Origin of the sequence: Rhodovibrio salinarum DSM 9154 (assembly GCF_000515255.1) — a bacterium.
Lineage (GTDB): Bacteria > Pseudomonadota > Alphaproteobacteria > Kiloniellales > Rhodovibrionaceae > Rhodovibrio > Rhodovibrio salinarum.
Genome location: NZ_KI911559.1, coordinates 3,361,018 through 3,381,264 on the forward strand (window position 1 = coordinate 3,361,018; position 20,247 = coordinate 3,381,264).

At 65.2% G+C, this 20,247-nt stretch carries 17 protein-coding genes and 2 tRNA genes; 7 read left to right on the forward strand and 12 right to left on the reverse strand.

Annotation, left to right across the window (positions count from 1 at the left end; genetic code table 11):
- Window positions 1-109: 109 nt before the first annotated feature.
- The 10 genes from rpoB to RHOSA_RS0115630 all read right to left on the reverse strand — a co-directional run bounded on the left by rpoB (window position 110) and on the right by RHOSA_RS0115630 (window position 10,053).
- On the reverse strand, window positions 110-4,282 hold the full coding sequence (rpoB, locus tag RHOSA_RS0115585; RefSeq protein ID WP_027289410.1) for a DNA-directed RNA polymerase subunit beta: 4,173 nt from the start codon (window positions 4,280-4,282) through the stop codon (window positions 110-112).
- A 489-nt stretch (window positions 4,283-4,771) separates the two neighbouring features.
- The gene (gene rplL, locus RHOSA_RS0115590) at window positions 4,772-5,146 is read right to left on the reverse strand and encodes a 50S ribosomal protein L7/L12 (RefSeq protein ID WP_027289411.1); all 375 of its coding nucleotides are present in this window, start codon (window positions 5,144-5,146) and stop codon (window positions 4,772-4,774) included.
- 53 nt (window positions 5,147-5,199) lie between these two features.
- Window positions 5,200-5,718, reverse strand: coding sequence for a 50S ribosomal protein L10 (rplJ, locus tag RHOSA_RS0115595; protein WP_027289412.1), 519 nt, complete (start codon window positions 5,716-5,718; stop codon window positions 5,200-5,202).
- 476 nt (window positions 5,719-6,194) lie between these two features.
- Window positions 6,195-6,896 carry a 50S ribosomal protein L1 gene (rplA, locus tag RHOSA_RS0115600; RefSeq protein ID WP_027289413.1) on the reverse strand — a complete coding sequence of 234 codons (702 nt, stop codon included), beginning with the start codon at window positions 6,894-6,896 and terminating at the stop codon, window positions 6,195-6,197.
- Window positions 6,897-6,900: 4 nt separating this feature from the next.
- On the reverse strand, window positions 6,901-7,329 hold the full coding sequence (rplK, locus tag RHOSA_RS0115605) for a 50S ribosomal protein L11 (protein WP_027289414.1): 429 nt from the start codon (window positions 7,327-7,329) through the stop codon (window positions 6,901-6,903).
- 129 nt (window positions 7,330-7,458) lie between these two features.
- Entirely contained in the window at window positions 7,459-8,019 is a 561-nt protein-coding gene (gene nusG / locus RHOSA_RS0115610; RefSeq protein ID WP_051432206.1) for a transcription termination/antitermination protein NusG, read from the reverse strand.
- An 8-nt stretch (window positions 8,020-8,027) separates the two neighbouring features.
- A complete protein-coding gene (gene secE, locus RHOSA_RS0115615; RefSeq protein ID WP_027289416.1) occupies window positions 8,028-8,228 on the reverse strand; it encodes a preprotein translocase subunit SecE in 201 nt (66 codons plus the stop codon).
- A 204-nt stretch (window positions 8,229-8,432) separates the two neighbouring features.
- Window positions 8,433-8,508 (reverse strand) — tRNA-Trp (locus RHOSA_RS0115620).
- A gap of 43 nt (window positions 8,509-8,551) precedes the next feature.
- Window positions 8,552-9,742, reverse strand: a complete 1,191-nt coding sequence (gene tuf, locus RHOSA_RS0115625) for an elongation factor Tu (RefSeq protein WP_027289405.1) — start codon at window positions 9,740-9,742, stop codon at window positions 8,552-8,554.
- A 236-nt stretch (window positions 9,743-9,978) separates the two neighbouring features.
- Window positions 9,979-10,053 (reverse strand) — tRNA-Gly (locus RHOSA_RS0115630).
- Between the two features lie 256 nt (window positions 10,054-10,309).
- Between RHOSA_RS0115630 and rlmB the strand changes: the two genes are divergently transcribed.
- From rlmB to RHOSA_RS24420, 4 genes are all read left to right on the forward strand, one after another.
- Window positions 10,310-11,215, forward strand: a complete 906-nt coding sequence (gene rlmB, locus RHOSA_RS22935) for a 23S rRNA (guanosine(2251)-2'-O)-methyltransferase RlmB (protein ID WP_051432207.1) — start codon at window positions 10,310-10,312, stop codon at window positions 11,213-11,215.
- Between the two features lie 136 nt (window positions 11,216-11,351).
- Window positions 11,352-12,755 carry an omega-aminotransferase AptA gene (gene aptA, locus RHOSA_RS0115640; RefSeq protein ID WP_081728765.1) on the forward strand — a complete coding sequence of 468 codons (1,404 nt, stop codon included), beginning with the start codon at window positions 11,352-11,354 and terminating at the stop codon, window positions 12,753-12,755.
- 104 nt (window positions 12,756-12,859) lie between these two features.
- Window positions 12,860-13,978 carry an alanine dehydrogenase gene (gene ald, locus RHOSA_RS0115645; RefSeq protein ID WP_027289418.1) on the forward strand — a complete coding sequence of 373 codons (1,119 nt, stop codon included), beginning with the start codon at window positions 12,860-12,862 and terminating at the stop codon, window positions 13,976-13,978.
- A 205-nt stretch (window positions 13,979-14,183) separates the two neighbouring features.
- Window positions 14,184-14,771 carry a hypothetical protein gene (locus tag RHOSA_RS24420; RefSeq protein WP_027289419.1) on the forward strand — a complete coding sequence of 196 codons (588 nt, stop codon included), beginning with the start codon at window positions 14,184-14,186 and terminating at the stop codon, window positions 14,769-14,771.
- Window positions 14,772-14,865: 94 nt separating this feature from the next.
- Here the strand turns inward: RHOSA_RS24420 and RHOSA_RS0115655 are convergent, their stop codons facing one another.
- Window positions 14,866-15,834, reverse strand: a complete 969-nt coding sequence (locus RHOSA_RS0115655) for a GcrA family cell cycle regulator (protein ID WP_027289420.1) — start codon at window positions 15,832-15,834, stop codon at window positions 14,866-14,868.
- A 224-nt stretch (window positions 15,835-16,058) separates the two neighbouring features.
- Here RHOSA_RS0115655 and RHOSA_RS0115660 point away from each other — a divergent pair, with 224 nt between their 5' ends.
- Both RHOSA_RS0115660 and RHOSA_RS0115665 read left to right on the forward strand, forming a co-directional pair.
- Window positions 16,059-16,805, forward strand: a complete 747-nt coding sequence (locus tag RHOSA_RS0115660) for an SAM hydrolase/SAM-dependent halogenase family protein (RefSeq protein WP_027289421.1) — start codon at window positions 16,059-16,061, stop codon at window positions 16,803-16,805.
- 595 nt (window positions 16,806-17,400) lie between these two features.
- Window positions 17,401-17,841 carry a MarR family winged helix-turn-helix transcriptional regulator gene (locus tag RHOSA_RS0115665; protein WP_156092762.1) on the forward strand — a complete coding sequence of 147 codons (441 nt, stop codon included), beginning with the start codon at window positions 17,401-17,403 and terminating at the stop codon, window positions 17,839-17,841.
- Window positions 17,842-17,945: 104 nt separating this feature from the next.
- Here the strand turns inward: RHOSA_RS0115665 and RHOSA_RS24850 are convergent, their stop codons facing one another.
- On the reverse strand, window positions 17,946-18,182 hold the full coding sequence (locus RHOSA_RS24850; protein WP_200371971.1) for a DUF3565 domain-containing protein: 237 nt from the start codon (window positions 18,180-18,182) through the stop codon (window positions 17,946-17,948).
- 517 nt (window positions 18,183-18,699) lie between these two features.
- Between RHOSA_RS24850 and RHOSA_RS0115670 the strand changes: the two genes are divergently transcribed.
- A complete protein-coding gene (locus tag RHOSA_RS0115670; RefSeq protein WP_156092764.1) occupies window positions 18,700-20,226 on the forward strand; it encodes a PAS domain-containing sensor histidine kinase in 1,527 nt (508 codons plus the stop codon).
- Window positions 20,227-20,247: the final 21 nt, after the last annotated feature.

Sequence of the window (20,247 nt, forward strand, 5' to 3'; positions counted from 1 at the left end):
GGTGCGCGGGCCGGAGGCGATCTCAAGGGCGGCGGATCGGGGGCGCGCCGTCGATTGGCCCGATCCGCCGCCAGACTGCATCGTCTAAAGCCTATGGCCGTTGCACGGCTTACGGCTCGCTCTGCTTCATCTCCACGTTCAGCCCCAGCGAGCGCAGCTCCTTCACCAGCACGTTGAAGGACTCGGGGATGCCGGCCTCGAAGTTGTCGTCGCCCTTGACGATCGCCTCGTAGACCTTGGTGCGGCCGGACACGTCGTCCGACTTCACCGTCAGCATCTCCTGCAGCGTATAGGCCGCGCCGTAAGCCTCCAGCGCCCAGACCTCCATCTCGCCGAAGCGCTGGCCGCCGAACTGCGCCTTGCCGCCCAGCGGCTGCTGCGTGACCAGGCTGTAGGGGCCGATCGACCGGGCGTGGATCTTGTCATCGACCAGGTGGTGGAGCTTCAGCATATAGATGTAGCCCACCGTGACCGACCGGTGGAACGGCTCGCCGCTGCGCCCGTCGATCAGCGTAACCTGGCCGGAACGGTCCAGCCCCGCGGCCTCCAGGAGGTCGACGATCTCGTCTTCCTTGGCACCGTCGAACACCGGGGTGGCCATCGGCACGCCGCCCTTCAGGCTTTCGGCGAAGTCGACCACGTTCTCGTCATCGAGCGGCGCGATCTCCTTGCTGTAGCTCTCCTCGCCGTAGATCTGCTGCAGCTTGCCACGCAGCTCGCTCACGCCGTTCTTGCGCGCGGTCGAGACCATGTCGTTCAGCTGCTTGCCCAGCCCGGCGGCGGCCCAGCCGAGGTGCGTCTCCAGGATCTGCCCGACGTTCATGCGCGAGGGCACGCCCAGCGGGTTCAGAACGATGTCGACCGGGTCGCCGTCTTCCGTGTGCGGCATGTCCTCGATCGGCACGATCCGGGAGATCACACCCTTGTTGCCGTGCCGGCCGGCCATCTTGTCGCCCGGCTGCAGCTTGCGCTTGGTCGCGACGAAGACCTTGACCATCTTCATCACGCCCGGCGGCAGCTCGTCGCCGCGCTGCAGCTTGTCGACCTTGTTCTCGAAACGCTTGGTCAGCGCCTCGATGGCCTCGTCAAACTGGCGGTTCAGATCCTCGATCTCGCCCTGGACCTTGTCGTCCTTGACGCTGATCTGGCGCCACTGCCCCGGCGTGTAGTCGGACAGCAGCTGTTCGGTGACCTCCTGATCGCCCTTCATGCCCTTCGGGCCGGAGCTGACCGTCTGGCCTAGCAGCAGGTCCTTCAGGCGCCCGTAGAAGGAGCGCTCCAGGATCGCCTTCTCGTCATCGCGGTCCTTGGCCAGACGCTCGATCTCGGCGCGCTCGATCGCCAGCGCACGCTCGTCCTTCTCCACGCCGCGGCGGGAGAACACGCGCACCTCGACGACCGTGCCCCACACGCCCGGCGGCACGCGCAGGGAGGTATCGCGCACGTCGGAGGCCTTCTCGCCGAAGATCGCGCGGAGCAGCTTTTCCTCCGGCGTCATCGGGCTTTCGCCCTTCGGCGTGACCTTGCCGATCAGGATGTCGCCCGCGTTCACCTCGGCCCCGATGTAGACGATGCCCGCCTCGTCGAGGTTGCGCAGCGCGTCCTCGCCGACGTTCGGGATGTCGCGGGTGATCTCCTCCTGGCCCAGCTTGGTGTCGCGGGCCATCACCTCGAACTCCTCGATGTGGATCGAGGTGAAGACGTCGTCGCGCACGATGCGCTCGGAGATCAGGATGGAGTCCTCGAAGTTGTAGCCCATCCACGGCATGAAGGCGCACAGCACGTTACGCCCGATCGCCAGTTCACCCCGGTTGGTCGAGGGACCGTCCGCGATGATGTCGCCGGCGGCGATTTCCTCGCCGACGCGCACCAGCGGGCGTTGGGTGATCGAGGTATTCTGGTTGGAACGCTGGAACTTCCGCAGGTTGTAGATGTCCACCGCCTGCTCACCGGACGAGGTCGCGTCGGTGACGCGGATCACCACGCGGGTGGCGTCGACCTGGTCGACCACGCCACCCCGCTTGGCGGAGATCGCCACGCCGGAGTCCTGCGCCACCTTGTCCTCGATGCCGGTGCCGACCAGCGGCGCCTCCGACTGCACCAGCGGCACCGCCTGGCGCATCATGTTGGAGCCCATCAGCGCGCGGTTGGCGTCGTCGTTCTCCAGGAACGGGATCAGCGCCGCGGCGACCGAGACGATCTGCTTGGGCGAAACGTCCTTGTATTCGATCTCCTCGGGACGGGCGAGCAGGTACTCCCCGCCGCGGCGGCAGGAGATCAGGTCGTCCGACAGCTTGCCGTCCTCGTCGACCTCGGCGTTCGCCTGGGCGACGGTGTAGCGCACCTCGTCCATCGCGGAGAGGTAAACCACCTCGTCGGTGACCACGCCGTCCTTGACCTTGCGGTACGGGCTTTCGATGAAGCCGTACTTGTTCACCCGCGCGTAGGTCGCCAGCGAGTTGATCAGGCCGATGTTCGGCCCCTCAGGCGTCTCGATCGGGCAGATCCGGCCGTAGTGGGTCGGGTGCACGTCGCGCACCTCGAAACCGGCGCGCTCGCGCGTCAGACCGCCCGGGCCAAGCGCCGACAGGCGACGCTTGTGGGTGATCTCCGACAGCGGGTTGGTCTGGTCCATGAACTGCGACAGCTGCGAACTGCCGAAGAACTCGCGCACCGCGGCCGCCGCCGGCTTGGCGTTGATCAGGTCATGCGGCATGACGCTGTCGATCTCGACCGAGCTCATCCGCTCGCGGATTGCACGCTCCATGCGCAGCAGGCCGACGCGGTACTGGTTTTCCATCAGCTCGCCGACCGAGCGCACGCGGCGGTTGCCCAGGTGGTCGATGTCGTCGATCTCGCCACGGCCGTCCTTCAGCTCGCACAGCTCCTTGACGATCGCGAGGATGTCCTCCTTGCGCAGCGTGCGCAGCTGATCGTCGGTCTCGAAGCCCATGCGCCCGTTCATCTTGACGCGGCCGACCGACGACAGATCGTAGCGGTCGCCGTCGAAGAACAGGCTGTTGAACATCTGCTCCGCGGATTCCAGTGTCGGCGGCTCACCCGGACGCATCACGCGGTAGATGTCGATCAGCGCGTCCTCGCGGCTGGTGTTCTTGTCGATCATCAGCGAATTGCGCAGGTAGGGCCCGACCGACACGTGGTCGATCGCGAGCGTCGGCACCTGCGTGATGCCGATCTGATCGAACTGCTCGAGCATATGCTCGGAGATTTCCTCACCGGCCTCGCAGATGACCTCGCCGGTCTCCTCGTTGATCACGTCGGTGGCCACATAACGGCCGACCAACTGCTCGGCCGGCACGACGTGCTCGTCCAGGCCGTGCTCCTCGACCAGCTTACGCGCCTTGCGCGGGGTGATCTTCTCGCCCGCCTCGACCAGCGTCTCGCCGGTGGCGGCGTTGACCAGGTCGTGCGACAGCTTGACGCCGCGCATCGCCTGCGGGTCGAACTTGGTCCGCCAGCCGTGCTTGTCCTTCTTGTAGTCGATCCGGTCGTAGAAGTACGCCAGGATCTCTTCCGGACTCATGCCCTCGGCCTCGTGCGGCTCCAGGGTGCCGCCCTCGGCCTCACGCTCGGCGCGCAGCTTCGCCGTCTCCGCGCTGTCGAGGGCCATCAGCAGCGTGGTCGCGGGCAGCTTGCGCCGGCGATCGACGCGCACGTGCACCAGATCCTTGGCGTCGAACTCGAAGTCCAGCCAGGAGCCGCGGTACGGGATCACCCGCGCGGCGAACAGGTACTTGCCGCTGGAGTGCGTCTTGCCGCGATCGTGGTCGAAGAACACGCCCGGGCTACGGTGCATCTGGGAGACGATGACGCGCTCGGTGCCGTTGATGATGAACGTACCGTGTTCGGTCATCAGCGGCATGTCGCCCATGTAGACGTCCTGCTCCTTGATGTCGCGCACCGACTTGGCGCCGGTGTCCTCGTCGACATCCCAGACGACCAGCCGCAGCGTGACCCGCGCCGGCGAGGCATAGGTCATGCCGCGCTGCTGGCACTCCTCGACGTCGTACTTCGGCTCTTCCAGTTCGTAGCGGACGTACTGCAGCTCCGCCCGGTCGGAAAAGTCACGGATCGGGAAGATCGACTTGTAAACCTCCTGCAGACCGACCTCACGACGCTCCTCGTGCGCCATGTCTTTCTGCAGCAACTGATCGTAGGACTGCTTCTGCGTCTCGATCAGGTTAGGCATGGTGGTGACCTCGGGGATCTTCCCGAAGGTCTTGCGAATCCGCTTGCGACCGGTGAACGTCTGCTGCGCCATATCTCGTCCTCTGTGTTCGGCTCCACCCACCTCCGCCGGCCCCTGAACCGGGGGCCTGGCATCCCCGACCAGCGAAATCGGGTGGATCGTGCTGCTGTCGCGCCCGCGTCAAGGCCCCGGCGGCGTGTGGGCGACGGGGCGGGCGCGTCTCAGTCCCGTGTGCGCATCAATAAAGTTGTTACATCTACGCCCTAAACCGTTGGTGTCGTGCCACGGGGATGCGCGTTACACGCGGAGTCGGTGGCGGCCCCGCCCCCACGCGTCGCGCCGCTTCCTACACCGGCGCGCGCCTCACGCCGGTGAAGGAAGCGGCTGCCAACGCCCACACCCCTGAACGCCCGGCGCCGGAGCGACGACAGCGCCCGCGCGCACGACCCTTCGCCGGGTCGCCCGCCGGACGCCTGTCGCTGCCGAACGCATCGAAGCGGCGCGCCGCCCAAAGGGGCCGCGCGCCGCACCGATTTGGCGTGAGCGGTTAGAACCGTCAGCTTACTTCAGCTCCACGGTGCCGCCGGCATCCTCGATCTTCTTCTTGATCTGCTCGGCTTCGTCCTTGTCGACGCCTTCCTTCAGCGCCTTCGGGACGTTCTCGACCATCTCCTTGGCCTCCTTCAGGCCAAGACCGGTGATGCCGCGCACCTCCTTAATGACGTTGATCTTCTTGTCGCCCGGGTTGGTCAGAACGACATCGAATTCGGTCTTCTCTTCCGCGGGCGCGGCAGCCTCGCCGCCACCGCCGCCGGCCGCCGCGACCGGCGCCGCAGCACTGACGCCCCAGTGCTCCTCGAGCTTCTTGGAGAGCTCGGCGGCCTCCATGACGGTGAGGTTCGAAAGCTCGTCGACGAGCTTGTCCAGATCGGCCATTTCTATCTCCAGTTAGGCTTGAGCTTCGTGATGTATCGGGTGATCGACCGCCCTTACGCGGCCTCGTCCTTTTCGGCGTAAGCGCTGAGAACCCGCGCGATCTGACTGGCGGGTGCCTGCGTGACGGTGACGACGCGCTGCGCCGGCGTCTGCAGCAGGCCCACGATCTTGGCGCGGGATTCGTCCAGGCTCGGGGTCTTCGCCAGGTTCTCGACGCCATCGGCGTCCAGCACCTTCTCGCCATAGGCCCCGCCGAGAATCTCCAACTTCTTGTTCTTGTTGGCATACTCGACGACGATCTTGGCGGCCGAGACGGGGTCTTCCGACCACGCAAGCGCGGTCTGACCTTCCATCATCGGCAACAGCCCCTCGAACTGCGTGCCGTCCAGGGCGAGCCGTGCAAGGGTGTTCTTCGCAACCTTGTACTTCGCCCCCGCGTCATACATCTGGCGCCGCAGGTCGCTGACCTCCGCCACGGTGAGGCCGTTCGGCCGGGTCACCACGACGGTGGACACGTCCTGGAACGTCTGATGCAGATCGGAGACCAGTTGCTGTTTCTCTGCACGGTCCACGGATCTTCTCTCCGTTCCCTCTTGGCCAAGCCGGTTTCCGCCGCCCAAGCCGCCGCGTCCTAGGATTGCGGCCACCTGGAGATGGCGAAACGCCGGCTCCGGCGTTTGCACGAGGTCATCCGGGATCACCCAACGTCGCTGGCGCCCCGGATGCCCGGTTCGCCTGTCCCGGAAGCTCAAGCCCGTGCGTGCCGCTGCCGACCGGTTGCCCGTCTCGGCCGCGACGTACGCGCGAACCTTCTTGCTTCCTGTCTATGCAGGCCCCGTCGAATGGACTTAAGCGGAAACCAGAGTTTTCCGCACCTGCAGTCTCGGACAGGTCGGTGGCCGCCCTACCCGCCCCGGTTGCCCGGAGGGATCGTACGACCACCCGTCAAGGTGTCGGCCGCGACGCTTAACGCCGCGCCCGCACCGCGATCAAGGGGGTGGCGATCGCACGCCACCACCTTGAATCGGTCTCACGCACTGGCGCGCGGCTAGTCCTGCAGCTGCAGGGTGGCCACGTCCAGCTTCAGGCCCGGGCTCATCGTGGAGGACATCGAGACCTTCTTGATGTACTGCCCCTTCGCGCCCGAGGGCTTGTTCTTCACGATCGCGTCATAGAACGCGCGGGCGTTCTCGGCGAGCTGCTGATCGTCGAAGCTGGCCTTGCCGATACCCGCGTGCACCAGGCCCGCGCGCTCGGCGCGGAAGGTCACCTGGCCGCCCTTGGCGGCCTTGACCGCCTCGGCGACGTCGTTGGTCACGGTGCCCAGCTTCGGGTTCGGCATCAGCCCGCGCGGGCCCAGGATCTTACCCAGCCGGCCCACGATCGGCATCATGTCCGGCGTGGCGATCGCCCGCTCGAAGTTCATCTCGCCGTTCTGGATCTGCTCGGCCAGGTCTTCCGCACCGACCAGATCGGCGCCGGCGTCCTGAGCGGCCTGCGCCTTGTCGCCGCGGGCGAACACCGCCACGCGCACCGCCTTGCCGGTGCCGTGCGGCAGCGTAACCGCGCCGCGCAGGGTCTGGTCCGCGTGCCGCGGGTTCAGGCCCAGGTTCATCGCGATCTCGAACGTCTCGTCGAAGCTGGCGATCGAGCGCTCGCGGATCGTCTTGATCGCCTCCTCAAGAGCGAACGCGCGACTGCGGTCCAGGCCCTTGTAGGCGTCGGTGATTTTCTTGCCGCGTCGTGCCATCGTGCTACTCCGTGACCTCGATGCCCATGGACCGTGCCGAGCCCTTGATGCTCTCCATCGCCGTCTCGATGTCGTAGGCGTTCAGGTCCTTGAACTTCGCCTCGGCGATCTCGCGCACTTGGTCCAGCGTGACCTTACCGACGGTCTCGCGCTTCGCGGTCTTGGCGCCCTTGTTAACCTTGGCCGCCCGCTTGAGATAGTATGCCGCCGGGGCGGTCTTGGTCTCGAAGGTAAACGAACGGTCGGAGTAGGCGGTGATGATCACCGGCGTCGGGGTACCCGGCTCGATTTCCTGCGTGGCGGCGTTGAACGCCTTGCAGAACTCCATGATGTTCAAGCCGCGCTGACCCAGCGCCGGGCCCACCGGCGGCGACGGGTTCGCCTTGCCGGCCGGAATCTCCAGCTTAATGGATCCAACTACTTTTTTTGCCATCTGCTAACCCTGTGTCTTGCGGTTTTCGGGTCGCGCGGTAGTGGCGATGGCAGCGCCTCCCGCGCCTCACGGGCCGTCCCGGGAACCCCGGCGCCCATGTTGCGATCACACTTGAATGAAATGGCAGCTCTACTGCTGCTTTTCCACCTGCGTGAATTCCAGTTCGACCGGCGTCGAGCGGCCGAAGATCGACACGGCGACCTTCACCCGGCTGCGCTCGGTATCGACGTCCTCGACCGTCCCGGAGAAGGAGGTGAACGGGCCGTCGACGACGCGCACCTGCTCGCCGATCTCGTAACTGACCGACGGCTTCGGGCGCTCCACGCCCTCCTGCACCTGGTTCAGGATCTGGCTGGCTTCCTTTTCGGAGATCGGCGACGGCTTGCCGCGCTGACCCAGAAAGCCGGTCACCTTGGGCGTATTCTTCACCAGGTGCCAGGACTGATCGGTCATCATCATCTTCACCAGCACGTAGCCGGGGAAGAACTTGCGCTCCTGGCTGACCTTCTGGCCGCGCTTGAGCTCGACCACCTCTTCGGTGGGGACCAGCACCTGCTCGAACAGGTGGTCCATGCCCTTTTGCTGCGCCTGCTCCTGGATCGCCTCGGCCACCTTCTTTTCGAAGCCGGAGTAGGCGTGAACCACGTACCAGCGCGCCCGCGGACCGGAGTCCAGAGCTTGTTCCGCCATCGCTGCGCTTACCCTCCGAACCCGAGAATGACCTGAACGATCGTCGACAATGCCTGATCGACGACGAAGAAGAAGACCGCAGCCAGGGTGACGAAGATAAACACCATCAGCGTGGTGATCGCCGTTTCCTTACGCGTCGGCCAGGTGACTTTGGCGGTCTCCTGCCGGACTTCGCGGACGAACTGTCCGGGGTTGAACTTCGTGGCCATCGATCTCGCTTCCGCCAGGGTCCTTGGGGCGCGTCCCGATCATGTCGCCGCGCGTTTGCGGTCACTCGGGGCGCCCCATGAGCCCTGTTGTTGATCCGTCTTGTGGTTCGTCCCGGTGTTTTAGACGACGCGAACGCCCGAAGGGTCGAGCCCTCCGGGCGCCGCAGCGTCCGAGCCGTTTCGAACGTCTTTCTCAGGAGGTGTTGGCAGGAGTGGAGGGACTCGAACCCCCAGCCCCCGGTTTTGGAGACCGGTGCTCTGCCAATTGAGCTACACTCCTACAGGCCCTCCGTCACGCCGCCCACAGCTATCGTGGGCCGCGGTTATTCGATGATCTTGGACACGACGCCGGCGCCGACGGTGCGGCCGCCTTCGCGGATGGCGAAGCGCAGGCCCTCGTCCATGGCGATCGGGTGGATCAGCTCCACGTCCATCGTCACGTTGTCGCCCGGCATCACCATCTCCGTGCCTTCCGGCAGCGTCACCACGCCCGTCACGTCCGTCGTCCGGAAGTAGAACTGCGGACGGTAGTTCGTGAAGAACGGCGTGTGACGACCGCCCTCATCCTTGTTCAGAATGTAGGCTTCCGCCGTGAACTTCGTGTGCGGCGTGATCGTCCCCGGCTTCGCCAGAACCTGACCGCGCTCCACGTCGTCACGCGCAACACCGCGCAGCAGCGCACCGATGTTGTCACCCGCCTGGCCGCTGTCCAGCAGCTTGCGGAACATCTCCACGCCCGTCACAACCGTCTTGCGCGTCTTCTTGATCCCGACGATCTCAACCTCTTCGCCGGTCTTGATCACGCCCTGCTCCACGCGGCCCGTCACCACCGTGCCGCGACCCGAAATCGAGAACACGTCCTCGATCGGCATCAGGAACGGACGGTCCGCCGCGCGCTCCGGCTGCGGAATGTAGTTATCGATCGCGTCGACCAGCTCCATGATGCTGTCCGCACCCAGCTTCTGGTCGGTGCCCTCGATCGCCGCCAGCGCGGACCCCTTGATCACCGGAATGTCGTCGCCCGGGAAATCGTAGTTGTTCAGCAGCTCGCGAACTTCCAGCTCGACCAGCTCCAGCAGCTCCTCGTCGTCCACCTGATCGCACTTGTTCAGGTACACCACGATCGCCGGAACGCCGACCTGACGCGCCAGCAGAATGTGCTCGCGCGTCTGCGGCATCGGACCGTCCGCCGCGGAAACCACCAGCACCGCGCCGTCCATCTGCGCCGCGCCCGTGATCATGTTCTTCACGTAGTCCGCGTGACCCGGGCAATCCACGTGCGCATAGTGACGGTGCGGCGTCTGGTACTCCACGTGCGCCGTCGAAATCGTGATCCCGCGCTGCTTCTCTTCCGGCGCCTTGTCGATCGCGTCGTACGCCAGGTACTGCGAACCGCCCTGCTCCGCCAATACCTTCGTGATCGCCGCCGTCAACGTCGTCTTCCCGTGGTCAACGTGCCCGATCGTACCGATGTTGCAGTGCGGCTTGTCGCGCTCGAACTTTTGCTTCGCCATCTCGCGTTCCCGTTTGCGCTCTTGGTGTCGGGCTCCGCCCGCGATCGACCTGAAGTGATCGGCTGCCGACGGTCCGGCTACTCCGATGTGCTATGCCCGAAGGCACAGGATGTTTGTTCTTCCCGTCCGGGATCGACCGTCCGGTTTGGGTGCGCGATCCGTCCCAAGCCAGCCGCCCTAAGCTAGCAGCAGGCCTATGCCAGTCGGCCGAGGCCACCGGTTGCCGTGCGCCGCGTTGGAGCGGGTGATGGGAATCGAACCCACATCCCCAGCTTGGAAGGCTGGTGCTCTGACCATTGAGCTACACCCGCGGTGAACGCGGCTGCACCTGCGGTTCACGGCCGGGCACCGCCACCGGGGCGCCGAACGACCGGATGCACGGCACCAGGCGACGGACCCTCGGCTCGGGCCCGTGACTATGGCGAATCACGGTGGCCTGTCAACGCCAAAAGACCGCGCACGACGCACCACGCCGCCCGACCCGTCCCACCGACGAAGCTACCCGGTTGTCAGGGTACAGGGCATGCGTGGTTGCATCGTGTTGCACGGCCCGTCAGAAGATTAGGCATGGCCCCGAAAGAACGCAAGAACGACCCACGCCCCCACCGCCCGAACAAACCCAACGCCGGCGCACAGCGCACAGCGCCGACACACGGCAAGGGCGACCGCAAACGCACGGCCGGCAAACCAGACAACCGCCCGTCTGGCCCACGCGCGCCAGCCCCCGACGCCCCGGTCTGGCTATGGGGCGGGCACGCCGTGCTGGCCGCGCTTGGCAACCCGCGGCGGCGCTGCCGGCGCGTGCTGATCGCGGGCGAGAACGTCGAAACCTGGGAAGCGGAGGTCGCCGAGCTGCTGGAAGCGCGCAGCGACGTCCGTAAACCCGAAATCATCGCCCGCCACGCTTTCGCCCAATACCTGCCGGCCAGCGCCGTGCACCAGGGAGTGGCGGTGCAGGCAGACCCGCTGGACCAACCCGAGCTGGACGTCCTGTTGGCGAGCTTACCGACGGATCAGCCAGCCGCGCTGCTGCTATTGGACCAAGTGAGCGATCCGCACAACGTCGGGGCGGTGCTGCGCTCCGCCGCCGCGTTCGGCGCGAGCGCGGTGGTCACGACCAAGCGCAACGCGCCCGGCGAGACCGGCGCGCTGGCCAAAGCCGCCTCGGGCGCGCTGGAGCACGTCCCCTACCCGCACGTCACCAATCTGGCCCGCGCGATGGAAACGGCGCAGCAGCATGGCTTCCGCCTGCTCGGCCTGGCGCAGGAAGCAACGTCCACGCTGGCTGACGAAGCGGGCACAGACCGGATTGGCCTGGTGCTGGGCGCGGAAGGGCATGGTCTGCGGCAGAAGACGCGGGCGACCTGCGACAGCATGGTCCGTCTGCCGACCCGGGGCCCCGTGGCTGAGCTCAACGTCTCCAACGCCGCGGCAGTGGGACTCTATGAGCTGATCGGCCGCAAGACCGGCTGACCCCTGCACGCCCGCGATCAGACGCGGGTTGTACGCCCGTCGGCAGGTGCTATCGTCGCCGGCAGACGGCGGCCGCGAACGCGCCAGAGCCGCGGCGTGCAGCCGCCCCCACGCCACAGACGAGGGAGGCAACGCCATGGAAGGATCGCAGGCCAGCGGTGGCGACCAGGCCGTGCAGGGCGACACCGCCGGGCAGTTCGACGTCCAGTTCGAGGCAACGCCGAACAATCTCGAGTCCTTCTGGATGCCGTTCACCTGGAACCGCGCCTTCAAGCGCAAGCCCAAGGTGATCACCGGCGCCAAGGACATGCACTACACCAGCGACGACGGCCGCCAGATCCTCGACGGCACCGCCGGTCTGTGGTGCGTCAACGCCGGCCATGGCCGGAAGAAGATCGTCGAGGCGGTGCAGCAGCAGGTCGCCCGGCTGGACTACGCACCGGCCTTCCAGCTCAGCCACCCGCTGGCCTTCCAGCTCGCCAACCGGCTGATTGGCATGGCCCCGGGCGACGGCGCATTCGACCATGTGTTCTTCGCCAATTCCGGCTCCGAGGCAGTCGACAGCGCGCTGAAGATCGCGCTTGCCTACCACCGCGCCCGCGGCGAAGGGCAGCGCACCCGTCTGATCGGCCGGGAGCGCGGCTACCACGGGGTCGGTTTCGGCGGCATCTCGGTCGGCGGCATCGTCGCCAACCGGCGCAAGTTCGGCCAGTTACTCGCCGGCGTCGACCACCTGCCGCACACCCATCTGCCGGAGCAGAACCGCTTCGCCAAGGGTCAGCCGGAGCACGGCGCGCACCTGGCGGACGAGCTGGAGCGGATCTGCACCCTGCACGGGCCCGAGACGATCGCCGCGGTGATCGTCGAACCGCTGGCGGGCTCGACCGGCGTGCTGGTACCGCCCAAGGGCTACCTGCAGCGCCTGCGCGAGATCTGCGACAAGTACGGCATCCTCCTGATCTTCGACGAGGTGATCACCGGCTTCGGGCGGCTCGGCACCGGCTTCGCCACGGACTGCTTCGGCGTGACCCCCGATCTGATCACGGTCGCCAAGGGAATCACCAACGGCACCGTACCAATGGGGGCTGTGTTCTGTCGTAAGGGTATCTACGACACCTTCATGGCCGAGGCGGAGCAAGCCGGCGGCACGATTGAGCTGTTCCACGGCTATACCTATTCGGCGCATCCGCTGGCCTGCGCCGCTGGGCTCGCCACCCTGGAGGTGTACAAGGAGGAAGGGCTGTTCGAGCACGCCGCCGAACTGGCGCCCAAATGGCAGGAGGCGGTGCACAGCCTGGCCGATCACCCGCACGTGATCGACGTGCGCAACCTGGGCCTGGTGGCCGGCATCGAGCTGGAGCCGCGCACGCGCGCGCCTGGCGCGCGCGGCTACGAGGTGTTCACCAACGCCTGGGAAGACGGCCTGCTGACCCGCATCACCGGCGATATCCTGGCGCTTTCCCCGCCGCTGATTGTGACCGAGCAACAGATCGACCAGATGGTCGAGATGACGCGCAAAGCGCTCGACGCCACACCCTGACCCGACCCAATCGGCGATTGCGCCCGATGCCCGCGTGCCGACCGGTGCGCGGGCATCGGGCATCCAGCCCCCAACGCTCCTGACGTGGAGAAGGATTAAAAGACATGCTGATCGGTGTTCCCAGCGAGGTGAAGGTTCATGAGTACCGGGTCGGCCTGGTGCCCGCGGGCGTGCGCGAACTGATCCACCACGGCCACGAGGTGATCGTCCAGAGCGACGCGGGAGCCGGGATCGGCATGTTCGACGCCGACTACCAGGAAGCTGGCGCCCGGGTCGTCGGCGACGCCAGCGAGGTGTTCGCCAAGGCCGACATGATCGTCAAGGTGAAGGAGCCGCAGGCCAGCGAATACAAGCAGCTGTCGAAGGACCAGGTGCTGTTCACCTACCTGCACCTCGCCCCGGACGCCGAGCAGACCCAGGGCCTAGTCGACAGCGGCTGCACCGCGATCGCCTACGAAACGGTCACTGACCAACTCGGCCGCCTGCCGTTGCTGGCCCCGATGAGCGAGGTCGCCGGGCGGATGAGCGCGCAGGTCGCCGCGCACGGCCTGGAAAAGAACCAGGGCGGCAAGGGCGTGCTGATGGGCGGCGTCCCGGGGGTGCTGCCGGCGAACGTCGTGGTGCTCGGCTGCGGCGTGTCCGGCATGAACGCCGCGCGCATGGCGATGGGCATGCAGGCCAAGGTGTTCGCGATCGACAAGTCGCTCGACAAGCTGAACGAGGTCGACCTCTACTTCGGCCGGGAGCTGGACACGCTGTACTCCACCGTCGATCACATCGAGAAGGCGGTCGAGGCGGCCGACGTGGTGATCGGCTGCGTGCTGGTGCCTGGCGCCGCCGCGCCCAAACTCGTCACCCATGACATGGTGCGCAAAATGAAGCCCGGCTCGGTCATGGTCGATGTTGCGATCGACCAGGGCGGCTGCTTCGAGACGTCCAAGCCGACCACCCACGACGAACCGACCTATGTGGTCGACGACGTGGTGCATTACTGCGTCACCAATATGCCAGGGGCGGTGGCGCGGACCTCCACCTTCGCGCTCACCAACGCCACCATGCGCTTTGTCCTGGCCCTCGCGGACAAGGGCGTGAAACGTGCGCTGGCGGAGGACCCGCACCTGATGAACGGCCTGAACGTTCACCAGGGCCAGGTCACCTATAAGGCGGTCGCCGACAACCTCGGCTACGACTTCGTGGCACCGCAACAGGCCCTCGGGTTCTAAGCCTGCCAGGAACTGTTGCGCATACCGCCGCTCACCAGCATGCGCCGCCCGGGGCTGTGGCCGTTTAACCGCGCGATAACCGGTCCGCTCTAAGATTACCCGGAAAGCGTGTCGAAGCCGTTACCAAGCACATTCGACACGTCATCCACGGGACCAGGACCCCCGCCACGTGATCCCTTGCGTCCCTTCCCGCGCGGCATTTCGGTTGATCGCCATCACCGTTGCAACTGCCGCAGCTCTGGGCTCGACGATACCGGCCCGGGCGGACAGCGCCACCACCTCCCCCTCCGATGCCGCGACCGCTGTGTCGACCAGCGTGCCACATCCCGGCCTCAAGCCGCCGGCTCCCGAACGGCCACGCGGCTGCAGCGGGCAGCGCTTCATCGGCCAGCGGGTCGCATGTTTCTCCGACCGCGCCGTTCAGGCTGGCGACGCATCGGTGTGTTTCCAGGCCAGCGCCCCAGATGTGCGCTGGCCCTGCATCGCCAAGTACGCGGTGGTCGCTGGCGATGCGACGACGTGCCGCCTGCTGCCGGGGCCACGTCCGGACGGCGTCGACGGCCCCCTGTCCGGCGGCGAGGACACCGTGACCGTCGATCTCTGCCTCTCCACTCTTGCGCTGGTCTACCGCCGACCGGACCTGTGCCGGCAGATCCAGACGGAAACGATGGACGATGCCTGCCTCGCCAAGCTGGTCGCCAATGGCGCCGATCCGGCCCTGTGTGCTGGAATCGATGTGCCCGAATTGCGCAGGGTCTGCCGTCCAGATCCGCTGCAAGAAGCCCGCGAATAGCCCAGAAAACAAATCGGCCGCCGGGGGTTGGTACCCCGGCGGCCGTCCAGAAGCGTTGTTTCGCGCGCAGGCCGTGGGCCCCGGAGTCCGTTCGCTAGGCGGCCTCCTCGCCCCGCTCGCCACGTGAACGGGTGATGTAGGCACGCGCGGCATGTTCCTGACAGTACGGCTTGCCCGGGACCGGTTCCGCACCGCAGAAATGGAAATCGGCATCGCCCGGATCGCCGATCGGCCACAAGCACCCACTCGAACTGCCACGCTGTTCGACACGCGCCCGCTGGCTGCCTAGCTGAGCCGTTGGCGCGGCCGTTGAGCGCTGCCGCCCCTCGCTGGCCAAGGTCCTGGAGGCCTGCCGGCTCTGCGTGCCTTCGTTGGCACGTGGCGTTTGCGGCGCTGCGCCCTTGACGCCAGGAGCGGCACGCCCTTCCCCCGAACTCTGCGCCGCGGCCGCCGGCGTGGACGGTCGGACCGGGCGCTCGGCCGCGCGCGCCTGCGGCGGTTGCGCGGCGCCAGCTTCCTCGGGCCGCGCGCTAGGCGCCGACGTGCCGAATGCGCGCGCGTTGGCCGCCGACCTGCCGCCAGAGGCTGCCGTCTGACCATCGCTGTTCGAGGCAGCAGTCTTGGCGGAATCAGCCGGCTGTGCCTTGGTCGTCTGTCCGGTCGAGGTCTGCGCAGTTGCTGTCTGCGCACCTGATTTCTGCGACCCGGCGCTCACCGATTTGGGCGCGGACGTCTTGGAACCGGCCGTTTGGGCGCTTGCGGTCTGGGCGACCGAGGCCTTGGCGCTCGCGTTCGAGGCGCGTCCGGTATCGCTGCCACCTTGCCGGTCGGTCGTTTGGGCGCGTCGCGGGGTCGGCTGGGCGGCTTGGGACGTCGCCTCCGAACTCGCGACCTCGGCGGACTGCTGCTTGATCGGCGATGGCCGCGAAGGAAGCTTGAGACGGTGCGCCTTACCGACGATCGAGTTCTTGGACACCCCAAGGCGCTTGCCGATTTCCGAGGCGCTGTGCCCTGCCTGCCACAGGCGGGTCAGTTCTTGGATACGTTCGTCGGTCCAACTCATACGTTCATCGACCCTTGATGCGGCGTGTGTTGCGCGTCGAAGCTCATAGTTAACCTATGCTAACAAAAAACCATATTTAGAGCAGGACGATATTCAGGGCACCATATGCGGTAGACACCTTGCTGTCCAGTCGGGAATTTGCCTATCCCGAAGCCGTACCCCAGATTCTTGTGGACAGTTCTGCCCACGTCTTGGACGTACGTGACGTAAAGGGAAAAGGTGGCATGATCCTGACAGTCACGGACTTTGGTGTAGCCGGCCCCTACCTCGCCCAAATGCATGCTGCCGCGCGCGTCCGCGCGCCCGACATTCCCGTTCTCGATCTAGTGGCGGACCTGCCATCGTTCCAGCCCGTGCGATCAGGATATCTGCTGAGCGCGCTTGCCCCGGAATTCCCGTCAGGCAGTGTATTCTGCTGCGTGGTCGACCCCGGTGTCGGATCGGATCGCGGCGCCCTGATCGTCCACGCCAACCGGCAATGGTTTGTCGGTCCAGATAACGGTCTGATGGCGATTGCCGCGCAGCGCGATCCGCAGGCCCGCGTGTGGACGCTGGACTGGCGCCCTGAGCGCCTGTCCGCCTCGTTCCACGGACGGGACCTGTTTGCCCCGGTCGCCGCCGACCTCGCCCGCGGCACGCAGGTGTCCAGCACCCCGATCGAGCCAGGCCGGATGATCGGCGCCGATGCGCCGCCCGACTTGGCAGAAGTGGTGTACATCGATCATTACGGCAACGCCATGACCGGATTGCGTGCTGCCACGCTGCCCGCCGATGCCGAGTTGCTCACGGGCCGCCAACGTGTGACGCGGGCCCATACCTTCGCCGACGTCCAGCCCGGAACGCCGCTGTGGTATACCAACAGTTCGGGCTTGGCCGAGATCGCCGTCAACCAGGGTCGCGCGGATCGTGTGCTCGACCTGGAGGTCGGCACACCAATCACGGTGCATGCGACTGAAGCCGGCGATGCTTGAGCGCCCGTCGGCGACCAGTCAGCCAGCGCTTCAGGCCGTTCGCCAGTAGCTGCGCGGTCGCCTATGTCGTCCCATTTAAGAACAACGGTGCATCTTCGCGCACCATCGACACAAAACACCGCGTTACCAAGGCCCGACAGCGCCACCCGTCTCGCGGGTACCCCGAGCATCTGAACTGGCACACCGCGACAACCGCAACGCCCCCTAGCAAAACTATAGACTTAGAACATTTTATTGATACTAAGAATTAGTAGAGCGAGCGGCGCCATCAAATCGCATCAATACGCTAAAAATTGAAAATATCGGCTCATTAACCCAACCAGAGGCGCTACGGCATTCCTGGATACAAAATTCCCTGGAGCCTTGCACCTAGAAATATCGTAAAACGAAACAATATTAACCATCCCAAACCCCTCTCGACACGATCAACGCGCAGAATTTGCACTAAGAATTACAGCGTCGTTATGCGAGCCGCCCCTTTTTGCTCCACTTGTCACGGGGTAGCGCATCGTATATCGTCAGTTCGTGTAGCGCTCTTTCTTTGTCGATCGACTTCTGGAACATCAAACTCCGCAGCTTCTGACGAAAAACCTTAATGACTTACTTTGAGAGCGAGTCCGACCTGTCTATAACAACCTGCGCGCGTGATCTCGAAGCGGTGGCTCGGCTCTACATGCGAGCTGGCTTTCGCGATGGACTGCGCCCGGCGCAATGGCAAGCGATGCGCTTTTTCGCCAACAACCCAGGCGAGAGTCTGACCGCATTTGCCCGGCACCGGCACTCCACGACCGGATCTGCCTCAGTGGTCGTATCGGCCCTGGTCAAGCGCGGCTACCTCGCCCGCCAGAGCGCGCATACCAGCCGCAACATCGGTATCCAGCTCACCGAGGCGGGCCAACAGGCTCTTGAACAGGACCCGATCAAGGAACTGGTGGCCGCTCTCGAAAACCTGCCGACCGAACAACTGTCCACTTTCAAGCAGACCCTTGCACAGCTGCATGACGACCTGTCGGAACGGATCGAGGACGAGGATTAGGTCAGAACAATCGGCGTCACCCATCGCCCTTCGCTCCAGGCCGTCTCGTCTGGGCACCTCCTAATCGATGCCGAAGGGCTCATAGGAGGGGGGCAGATAACCGCCTATCCATCGTTCCTGCTGTGGTCTTCTTGAAGCGGTGGCAGGCATTTGCGGCAGTCGAGGTAGACGCCCAACATCTTCTGGCGCCCCGCCTCGCTTTGGGTCCAGGGCCGCTCCTGAAATGGCGGCTTATGGCGGACGTGTCGACCGTGGCCGCACGCCAATTCAGCCACCCAATGCCCTTCTTCATCGCGGTGAAAGCCGACAATCGGCTGCTGGATTCCGTTACGCGTGTCCATCGTACCTCCCGTTGCCTGGATCGGCTGCACACCCCAGGCACACACGAGACAAGACACCCCGTCAAAGCCACACGCAATTCCCGCAGACAAGTGCCAAAATCGAACAGCCGCGCCGTACGCTCCGAACGCTCCATGCCCCTCAACCGGCCCAGTCGTCCGTTCAACCGGCAACGCCTACCTCACAAAGGCATTCGGACGACGAAAAGGCTTCAATTCGAAACCAGGCCACAAAAGGACTCTGAATCTCTCACCTGTGCGCACACAGAACAAAATCGATGTATTATATTTCAGTATAAGGCATTACGACTTCACATTAGCCATTTATTAACAATTTATAACTATAAATAGGATAAAATATTATCGAATTCAAATTCTGATTATACTTACCCCTCATTCGCCAAAACCGCCCCCGGACAATAGCCCTCCCCCTCGGTGCACATCTTTTATATTTCTTTATAGTTGACGAGGTAGCCCTGATGCGCAATTTCGCGTGTATACACATGTGGAGCCGGATGTCGTGAGTCAGGAAACGAGCAACCTGGGCCGGATGGCCCTCGCCACCCTGGCGAGTTCGCCTTATGGGGTCGCGCTCTATGACCGTGACGGGCGTCTCTTGTTCCTGAACGATCGCGCCAAGGGCTGGCGGCTCACGAACGACCCAGCTCCTGTCGACCCCTCCGAAGGCCCGCTCGACGGCTGGAAACCGGTTTGGGACGCCAACGGCCCGTTGACCCCGGAAAACACGCCTTCTGTCCGCGCACTAGCCGGTGAAACCGTGGTCGACCGGCGTATCAAATTAACGGAATCGGACGGTACGATCCGCGAGCTTGAGGTCACGGCACATCCGCTGCGGACGCAAGACGACCGGATCGAGGGCGCCGCCGTGATCGCAGAGGACGTAACCGACAAGCTGCGCATCCGTGACGACAGCGAGCGGGCGCGTCGGCTGATGGCCGGCGTGCTGGAGACGATCGGCGACATGCTGCTGGTGCTCGACAACCAACTGACTGTCCTGATGGCCAGCCATGCATACTACAAGGCCACGAAGACCGTCCCCGAGCAGGTCGTTGGCAAACATCTGACACAGATCCAGGGTGGCCTTTGGGACATTGCCGACCTGCAGACACGTCTGAGCGAGCTGGTGCCCGTACACGGTCGGGTCGATGGCTACCGCCTACAACTCGAGTTGCCAAAGAGGGGCCTGCGCACGCTCGTGCTCAGCGCGCGTAAGATCTATCGGCTGGGCAACAACACCAAGACGATCCTGCTCACGATCGACGACGTGACCGACCGGGAGCGTGCGCAGGAGCAGGCGCTGCTGAACGCCAAACTGGAAAGCATCGGCTTTCTGGCCGGTGGGCTGGCGCACGACGTCAACAACCGCCTGCAGCCGATCCTGGGCTATAGCCAACTGGGCCGGACGCGCGTCGATCCGAACACCAAGCTGGCAGAGTGGCTGGAGCGGATCGAAGCCAACGCCGAAGGTGCGCGTGCCGTCGTGCGCAACGTGCTGTCGTACGCCCGCCTGGAACCTTGCCACACCGAGCTCGTCGATCTGAGTGTCGTGACCAAGCAGGCCCTCGCCAATGCGCGCGACAATGCGCCCGAGTGGATCGAGATTTCCCAGGATCTTGCCACCGACGCCCCACCGGTGAAGGTCAATCCGAACGACATGATGCAGGTCCTCGATAACCTGCTCACCAACGCGATCCAGGCCTTGTCACAGGGCGGGCACATCACCGTGGCACTCAGCCGGCAACGGATCGATGGCCAGCCGGACGCGACCGCTCCCACCGTACCAGGCGTGTACGCCCTGCTGAGCATCGCCGACAACGGGCCCGGCATCCCAGAGGCGGAACGTGACAAGATCTTCGATCCCTTCTACACGACCAAGCCGGTCGGCGAAGGCACGGGACTTGGGCTCGCGATCGCGCACAGTATCGTGCACCAGGCGGGCGGCTACATCGAACTGGACTCGACCCCCGGAACCGGCTGTCGCTTTGACATTTGGCTACCCGATAGCGGGACCACCAACGACATCTGAGCCGGTCGCCCCGAAAGGCCC

Excerpts from the sequence above, each read along its gene's own strand:
- rpoB (WP_027289410.1), bottom strand. The coding sequence starts at position 4,282 with ATGGCGCAGCAGACGTTCACCGGTCGCAAGCGGATTCGCAAGACCTTC.
- rplL (WP_027289411.1), bottom strand. The coding sequence starts at position 5,146 with ATGGCCGATCTGGACAAGCTCGTCGACGAGCTTTCGAACCTCACCGTC.
- rplA (WP_027289413.1), bottom strand. The coding sequence starts at position 6,896 with ATGGCACGACGCGGCAAGAAAATCACCGACGCCTACAAGGGCCTGGAC.
- rplK (WP_027289414.1), bottom strand. The coding sequence starts at position 7,329 with ATGGCAAAAAAAGTAGTTGGATCCATTAAGCTGGAGATTCCGGCCGGC.
- nusG (WP_051432206.1), bottom strand. The coding sequence starts at position 8,019 with ATGGCGGAACAAGCTCTGGACTCCGGTCCGCGGGCGCGCTGGTACGTG.
- secE (WP_027289416.1), bottom strand. The coding sequence starts at position 8,228 with ATGGCCACGAAGTTCAACCCCGGACAGTTCGTCCGCGAAGTCCGGCAG.
- tuf (WP_027289405.1), bottom strand. The coding sequence starts at position 9,742 with ATGGCGAAGCAAAAGTTCGAGCGCGACAAGCCGCACTGCAACATCGGT.
- rlmB (WP_051432207.1), top strand. The coding sequence starts at position 10,310 with ATGGCCCCGAAAGAACGCAAGAACGACCCACGCCCCCACCGCCCGAAC.
- aptA (WP_081728765.1), top strand. The coding sequence starts at position 11,352 with ATGGAAGGATCGCAGGCCAGCGGTGGCGACCAGGCCGTGCAGGGCGAC.
- ald (WP_027289418.1), top strand. The coding sequence starts at position 12,860 with ATGCTGATCGGTGTTCCCAGCGAGGTGAAGGTTCATGAGTACCGGGTC.
- RHOSA_RS0115655 (WP_027289420.1), bottom strand. The coding sequence starts at position 15,834 with ATGAGTTGGACCGACGAACGTATCCAAGAACTGACCCGCCTGTGGCAG.
- RHOSA_RS0115660 (WP_027289421.1), top strand. The coding sequence starts at position 16,059 with ATGATCCTGACAGTCACGGACTTTGGTGTAGCCGGCCCCTACCTCGCC.
- RHOSA_RS0115665 (WP_156092762.1), top strand. The coding sequence starts at position 17,401 with ATGACTTACTTTGAGAGCGAGTCCGACCTGTCTATAACAACCTGCGCG.
- RHOSA_RS24850 (WP_200371971.1), bottom strand. The coding sequence starts at position 18,182 with ATGGACACGCGTAACGGAATCCAGCAGCCGATTGTCGGCTTTCACCGC.